Below are 6,375 nucleotides of genomic sequence, written 5' to 3'. Positions count from 1 at the left end.
GCGGGGCGGGGGCATCGGTGGGAACACCCGATCGCCGGACCAGCGGAATCGTTGCCCTCTTCGCCCTCGCCTTCGTCGTCATTGGCTGGATCGCCGGCTTGCCCTCTCTCGGCATGGTGCTGATGCCCGCCCTGGCGCTGGGAGCCTCCCTCTTCCTCACCGCCCTGGCCCGAGCCAAGATCGGCGGCCAGACCGGCGACGTGATCGGAGCCTGCCAGCAGGTGGCCGAGATCGCGGCCCTTCTCGCCCTCGTGGCGACGGTCCCGCGCTGACCATGGCACTTTGGCGCTTGATCGCGACCCGCGCCTGAGGGCATGGAACGGCCATGACCCAGCCTGTCGCCCCGAGGGCTTCGAGCCCCTGCACGAAGCTCTGCATTCTCGACGCCATGACCGGGCTTTGCGAAGGCTGCGGACGTACGCGCGAAGAGATCGGGCTGTGGGGATCGCTGTCGGAGGCGAAGCGGGAGGCCATCATGGCGACCCTCGGACATCGCCTTCGCGCCGCCTATCCCCTGCGGGACAAGGCCCTGGCCGAGCCATGATCTACGCTGCCCTTGCCGTTCTCCTCGGCATCGTCGCCTTCCTCGCCCTCTCGGACGAATCGAGCACCGTCGCGGGGCTGGAGAAGGACCAGCTCGCGCGGCTCGCCTTCAGCGGAACCTTGCTGACGATCTTCCTCGCCGGGTTCTGGCATCGGTTCCGCGAACAGATCGGCACCAACCTGAAGGCGCTGCTGTTCTGGGCCGCCCTCACCGTCGCCCTGGTGGCGGGCTATGCCTACAAGGAGGAAGCCGGGGATGTCGGCAATCGCCTCGTCGGGACGCTGCGGCCCGGCAGTGCCGTCACGGCGGGCGACGGAAGCGTGACGATCAACCGCCGCGCGGACGGGGACTTCTCCGTGCGCGCGGAAGTGAACGGCCGCGCCCAGGTCTTCCAGTTCGACACGGGCGCGAGTTCCGTGGTTCTCACGGCGGAGAACGCAGCCGCCATCGGGATTTCCCCCGCGGAATCCGACTTCTCGATCAGGGTCTCCACCGCCAACGGCGTTGCCATGGCCGCCCCGGTCTATCTCGACAGCCTCAGCATCGGCACGATCACCGAACGGCGTGTCTCGGCCCTGGTGAGCCGGCGCGGTGCCTTGTCGGGAAACCTGCTCGGCATGACGTTCCTCGACAGGCTCGGCTCCTACGAAGTGCGCGGCGACCGGCTGATGTTGCGCCCTGTGCGCTGATGATCGAAGTCTGCCTCCTCGAACCGTCCGCTTGGACACAAACCAGGCGCACGAGATGATGTCTCTGCCGCCGGAGAGCGGACGTCGGCATCCCTTACCGCGGATGGCGGAAGCGACCTGAAACGGGAAGGCACCTGTGTCCTTGCGGTGGATTTTTTGGCCGGCGAGCGGAATTCTGGCCGGCTTGGCGCTCGTCAAATCCTTGTCTCGGCGGCGCACCAGCCCGTATCGGCGCTCACATCCGGTCCGGCTCGAAACGAGGTGGATCCAAGTCGACGGCAGGACGATGCATACCCGCGTCTCGCTCGATGCTGTGCCGGATGACCGCATACCCGTCATCCTCGTCCATGGGCTCGGGATGTCGAGCCGGTACATGATCCCGCTGGCAAATCATCTCGCCCCTCATGTCGAGGTCTATGCTCCCGACCTGCCCGGCTTCGGATTGAGCGAAAAGCCTCGCCGCGCGCTCACGGTTCGCGAGCTCGCGGATGCATTGGCGGCCTTCATGACAGCGATCGGGGTGAGGCGCGCAGCCTTTGTGGGGAATTCGCTCGGCTGCGAAGTGCTGGTCGAACTGGCGCTGGTTTACCCTCACCTCGTGGACCGTCTCGTGTTGCAGGGGCCCACGCCGGACCCGGAGGCGCGCAACCTGGTCCGGCAGGTGGTCGGCTTCCTCGCCATCGCGCCGTTCGAGCGCTGGTCGCTCGCCTGGGTGGCGCTCATGGATTATGCCCGTGCGGGCATCGGACGCTACATCCTGACCTTGCGAAGCATGGTCGACAACCGCATCGGAGAGAAGGCGTTGCGGGTCGAGCAGCCGACGCTCGTGGTTTGGGGCACGCGTGACTACATCGTCCCCCATGCCTTCGTCGCGAGCCTCGCTGACTCCCTGCCCCGGGGCCGCCTTGCCGTCATTCCGGGAGCGGCCCACGGAATCAACTTCTCGCATCCCGAGGCGTTCACCGCCGTCCTTCTGCCGTTCCTGCTCGATGAGGGGGAGATGCCTGTCGCATGGAGCCGGACCCCGACGATTCCGCGAATGCGTGGCGCAGGTATGCCTGTACGAAGTCCGGCATCGAACGGGGGGCGATCTCGCCGCTGGAACCGACCGTGACGAAACCGGCGAGTTCCGGCTCGATCTCTGCGCGGCGATGGCGCTCCATCCTCTCGCGCAGCGCGTCCGTTCGATCGGGGAATGTCACGGGCCGCAGAAATGCCGCCTGGGTCTGTCCGCGCAGCAGAAGCCAGTTTTCCGGAGCGTCGGCCGGGAGCGCCATCCCGGTCTCCTCCACGAACTCCCGCTCGGCGCTGCCGGCGAGATCGACCGTATCGCCATCCCGCACGTCGTCGAGGTCCGGCGTGCCGCAGGGGAAGTAGGCCTGTCCGGCATTGGCGGTGTGAGCGCCCATGACACCGAGCAGCACGGCGCCGTCCGACCCGTGCGGAACGATGGCGGCGAAGGCGTTGAGGACACGTTGGTCGGGCGAGCCCAGATCCTTGTGGGTGATGAAGCTCGCGTAGGACGTCTCGAACAACTCGACGGCACAGGATGTCCCCTCGAGCCGGCACGACTTCGCGAGGAGCACCCGCCCGTCGAACAGCCCCGACCGCTCGGCGCAGCGGCGCGCCCAGTTCTCGGCGATGGAGGCCGCGTTGGCCTGCGCCCATTCCCATTCGAACGGCACCAGCCGGGCCGTCACCCTCTCGATCCGCGTGAGGGTGAGACCGTCAGGCAAGCAGCGTCCCCTCGCTCATCACCACGGCCGCGCCGCCGATCTCGACGGATTGGAGGGCTCCGGATTCGATGACCAGTTGAAGCGCGATCTCGCTCGGACGACCCATGGCGATTCCCTGGCGGATCAGCACATCGTGCTCGCCGTCGCCGAGGGGCTCGAACTCCATCATCACGCCGGCGAAGGCCGCGGCGGCCGACCCCGTCGCCGGGTCCTCCATCACGCCGAGATGCGGCGCGAACATCCGGGTCTGGAAGCGGAGGCCGAGGCCTTCCGGGTCCACGGCGTAGAGATAGAGTGCCGTCCGAGGCTCCAGGGTGGAGAAGGCGGCGAGGTCCACGCGGGCCGCATCGAGCTTCGCCCGCGTGTTGACCGGCACGAACAGGAAAGCCGGCCCGGCCGTGTGCCGGCTCGGCACGTGACGCCCGAAGCCGATATCCTGCGTCTCCAGCCCGATCATCTGGGCGAGGAGCGTCGCGTCCGGTCCCTCGCCGTCGTAGTGCGGCAGGATCGGGAGCTTGAAGCGCCCACGGCCGCGCCCCTCGCCCGCCTCGACGACGCAGGCCACGGTGCCGATCGACTCTTCGAGACCGAAGGCGGTGGCGTCGGTGAGGCCGGATCTCGCATCGTGCAACGCCAGCAGGATCGCCGCCCCGAGCGTCGGGTGGCCGGCGAAAGGCAGCTCACGGGCGGGCGTGAAGATGCGCAGGCGGGCCTTGTGGCGTGCCTCCGTCGGCGGCAGCACGAACACCGTCTCGGACAGGTTGAACTCGCCCGCGATCCGCTGCATCGCCGCGTCGTCGAGCCCTTCCGAATCCAGCACCACGGCCAGCGGATTTCCGGCGAAGGGCGTGTCGGTGAAGACGTCGAGGGTGACGAAGCGGCGGCTCATCGGCTTTTCCTTTTCGCTGACCATCAGACCGGTTCTACCGGGAACGTCTCGCTGGGTGCCACGAACTCGTCCTGCGCGTCGACGGTGAGGATCTCGCGCGAACCCGCCTCCGCCGTGCGGCGCAGGAGGCCGTAGACCGAAGCACCGGCCATGCCCAAAGCCAAAGCCGCCGAGCCGGTGCGGGCGTAGTGGACGAGGAACAGCGCCGCGATGGCATCGCCCGCGCCGTTCACGTCGAGGTTGAGGCGCGGCGTACGCAGGCGCCAGAACAGGCCGCCCTCCCCCGCCATCAGGTCGATGGAATGGGACGGGGTGTCCTCGGTGACCAGGGAGGTCACCAGCACGACGCGCGGCCCGAGGGCCTGGATCGCCGCCAGGGCGGCTTTGGCCTCGCCGAGTGTGCCGGTGGGCAGGCCCGACAGGAAGTTCAATTCGAACTGGTTCGGAGTGACGATGTCGGCGGCGGGCAGGGCCTGATCGCGCAGGAATTCAGGGATGCCGGGGCGGACATAGATGCCCCGGTCGGTGTCGCCCATCACCGGGTCGCAGCAATACAGCGCCTTCGGGTTGGCGCTCCGCACCGCCGCCACGGCCCGCACGATGGCGGTGCCGATATCGGCCGAGCCCATATAGCCGGACAGGACGCCGTCGCATTGCCCCAGCACGCCGCGCTCCGCGATGCCGAGCACGAGGTCCTCGATCATCGGCCCGTCGAACACACGGCCGCGCCAGGCGCCGTAGCCGGTATGGTTGGAGAATTGGACGGTATGGATCGGCCAGACCTCGACGCCGAGCCGTTGCATCGGGAACACCGCCGAGGCATTGCCCACATGGCCGAAGGCGACGTGCGACTGGATCGATAGAATTCTCATCGGCGTATCAGGCTTTGCTTCGACGGGTGCGAGTGCGACGATCAGCGTCGTAGCCGGTTTCGCCCAGCGGTGCATTCACAACCGACGCGAGGCTCGTCCGTGGCGAGATCGACGCTTGCCGGAAGGGCGACCTTCCCGCACATCGGGCGCGACGGGCAGGGGCATCCATGGATTTCGAAGCGCTGAAGACCACGACCCTGACCTTCGTGGAAACGCACAAGGAATGGGCACCCCTCATCATCGCCGTGCTCGCCTTCTGCGAATCCCTGGCCTTCCTGTCGATCCTGGTCCCCGCCACCGTGCTTCTGGTGGCCATCGGCGCGTTGATCGGTGCGAGCGGCATCCCGTTCTGGCCGATGGTGATCGCCGGCGGCATCGGCGCCGGGCTCGGGGATTGGGTGTCCTACGAGATCGGCCGCTACTTCCAGCACGGCGCCAAGTCGATCTGGCCGATGAGCCGCTATCCGCAGATGGTCGCCAAGGGCGAGGATTTCTGCAGGCGCTACGGCGCCTGGGGCATCGTCATCGGCCGGTTCATCGGCCCGGCCCGCGCGGTGGTGCCGCTCATCGCCGGGATGTTCGAGGTGGCGCGCCTGCCGTTTCAGCTGGCCAATTGGAGTTCGGCCTTCGTCTGGGCCTTCGTCTGGCTCGCGCCGGGCGCGGGCGTCATCAGCTTCTTCAACGCGTGACGCCGCATGCGCCGCTTCCCGCCCGAACGCATGGTCTGCCTCACCGAGGAAACCGTCGAGACCCTCTATCTGCTGGGTGAGGAGGACAGAATCGTCGGTGTGTCCGGCTACGCCGTGCGCCCCGCTCGCGTGCGCAAGGAGAAGCCGCGCGTCTCGGCCTTCACCAGCGCCGACCTGCCAAAAATCCTCGCCCTGCAGCCGGACCTCGTCCTCGCCTTTTCCGACATGCAGGCCGAGATCGTCGCCGACCTCGCCCGCGCCGGAATCTCGGTCCATCTCTTCAACCAGCGCGACGTGGCCGGCTGCCTTGCCATGATCCGTACCGTGGGCGCCCTGGTCGGGGCCAGCGAGAAGGCCGACGCGCTGGCCCAGGGTTACGCCCACCGCCTCGGCGCCGCCGCCCTCGACAATGCCGGCCCGCCCCGGCTGACCGTCTATTTCGAGGAATGGGACGAGCCGATGATCTCGGGGATCGGCTGGGTCTCCGAGCTCATCGGCTATGCCGGCGGCGACGACGTCTTTCCCGACCTCGCCCGCCAGCCGGCGGCCAAGGACAGGATCGTCACGTCGGATCAGGTGATCGCCGCGCGGCCGGACGTCATCCTCGCCTCGTGGTGTGGCAAGCGGGTGAACGTGGCGCGCATCCGCGAGCGGCCGGGCTGGGACGCGATCCCCGCCGTGGCGGCGGGGCGCATCCACGAGATCAAGTCGCCGCTGATCCTGCAGCCAGGGCCGGCGGCGCTCACCGATGGGTTCGACGCGATCCGCGCCGCACTGGCGGGCGGGCAGGCTGCCGCAGGTGACAAGGGCGGGCCGACCTGATTCCCTGGCGGGACGGTCGATTCGAGACCGCACTCTCCCCAAGCGAAGCCATCCCCAAGCGAAGCCATCCCCAAGCGAAGCCATCCCCAAGCGAAGCCATGTCAGCAGCCCTCGCCCCTCCACAACGACCGCAG

Annotated in this window: 8 protein-coding genes and 1 pseudogene; 6 read left to right on the top strand and 3 right to left on the bottom strand. The window is 68.2% G+C overall.

What is annotated here, in order from left to right; translation table 11 throughout:
• The 4 genes and pseudogenes from MBTS_RS20790 to MBTS_RS23880 form a co-directional block, all read left to right on the top strand.
• On the top strand, positions 1-272 hold a 272-nt coding region (locus MBTS_RS20790; RefSeq protein ID WP_244973602.1), incomplete at its 5' end, for an adenosylcobinamide-GDP ribazoletransferase.
• 53 nt (positions 273-325) lie between these two features.
• Positions 326-544, top strand: coding sequence for a DUF1289 domain-containing protein (locus tag MBTS_RS20785; RefSeq protein ID WP_147832036.1), 219 nt, complete (start codon positions 326-328; stop codon positions 542-544).
• Positions 541-1,233 carry a retropepsin-like aspartic protease family protein gene (locus MBTS_RS20780; RefSeq protein WP_147832035.1) on the top strand — a complete coding sequence of 231 codons (693 nt, stop codon included), beginning with the start codon at positions 541-543 and terminating at the stop codon, positions 1,231-1,233. Before MBTS_RS20785 ends, MBTS_RS20780 begins: the two co-directional genes overlap by 4 nt.
• Before the next feature lie 286 nt (positions 1,234-1,519).
• A pseudogene (locus MBTS_RS23880) lies at positions 1,520-2,140 on the top strand (alpha/beta fold hydrolase); the annotation flags it as partial.
• 52 nt (positions 2,141-2,192) lie between these two features.
• Here the strand turns inward: MBTS_RS23880 and MBTS_RS20770 are convergent.
• The 3 genes from MBTS_RS20770 to pdxY are packed head-to-tail and all read right to left on the bottom strand — an operon-like array spanning position 2,193 to position 4,730.
• Positions 2,193-2,969 carry a hypothetical protein gene (locus MBTS_RS20770; RefSeq protein WP_056143966.1) on the bottom strand — a complete coding sequence of 259 codons (777 nt, stop codon included), beginning with the start codon at positions 2,967-2,969 and terminating at the stop codon, positions 2,193-2,195.
• Positions 2,962-3,858, bottom strand: a complete 897-nt coding sequence (locus MBTS_RS20765) for a PhzF family phenazine biosynthesis protein (protein WP_056144702.1) — start codon at positions 3,856-3,858, stop codon at positions 2,962-2,964. Before MBTS_RS20765 ends, MBTS_RS20770 begins: the two co-directional genes overlap by 8 nt.
• 23 nt (positions 3,859-3,881) lie before the next feature.
• Positions 3,882-4,730 carry a pyridoxal kinase PdxY gene (gene pdxY, locus MBTS_RS20760; protein ID WP_147832033.1) on the bottom strand — a complete coding sequence of 283 codons (849 nt, stop codon included), beginning with the start codon at positions 4,728-4,730 and terminating at the stop codon, positions 3,882-3,884.
• A 167-nt stretch (positions 4,731-4,897) separates the two neighbouring features.
• Here pdxY and MBTS_RS20755 point away from each other — a divergent pair, with 167 nt between their 5' ends.
• A complete protein-coding gene (locus MBTS_RS20755; protein WP_056143960.1) occupies positions 4,898-5,419 on the top strand; it encodes a DedA family protein in 522 nt (173 codons plus the stop codon).
• A gap of 6 nt (positions 5,420-5,425) precedes the next feature.
• Positions 5,426-6,241 (top strand): cobalamin-binding protein, encoded by an 816-nt coding sequence (locus MBTS_RS20750; RefSeq protein ID WP_147832032.1) that lies wholly within the window; start codon positions 5,426-5,428, stop codon positions 6,239-6,241.
• Positions 6,242-6,375: the final 134 nt, after the last annotated feature.

The organism is Methylobacterium bullatum (assembly GCF_014845095.1).
Classification (GTDB): Bacteria; Pseudomonadota; Alphaproteobacteria; order Rhizobiales; family Beijerinckiaceae; genus Methylobacterium; species Methylobacterium bullatum.
This window is presented reverse-complemented; position numbering and strand designations above follow the sequence as displayed.

What these genes read in the sequence shown, in the direction of transcription:
- MBTS_RS20785 (WP_147832036.1), top strand. Translation starts at nt 326, where the DNA reads ATGACCCAGCCTGTCGCCCCGAGGGCTTCGAGCCCCTGCACGAAGCTC.
- MBTS_RS20780 (WP_147832035.1), top strand. Translation starts at nt 541, where the DNA reads ATGATCTACGCTGCCCTTGCCGTTCTCCTCGGCATCGTCGCCTTCCTC.
- MBTS_RS20765 (WP_056144702.1), bottom strand. Translation starts at nt 3,858, where the DNA reads ATGAGCCGCCGCTTCGTCACCCTCGACGTCTTCACCGACACGCCCTTC.
- pdxY (WP_147832033.1), bottom strand. Translation starts at nt 4,730, where the DNA reads ATGAGAATTCTATCGATCCAGTCGCACGTCGCCTTCGGCCATGTGGGC.
- MBTS_RS20755 (WP_056143960.1), top strand. Translation starts at nt 4,898, where the DNA reads ATGGATTTCGAAGCGCTGAAGACCACGACCCTGACCTTCGTGGAAACG.
- MBTS_RS20750 (WP_147832032.1), top strand. Translation starts at nt 5,426, where the DNA reads ATGCGCCGCTTCCCGCCCGAACGCATGGTCTGCCTCACCGAGGAAACC.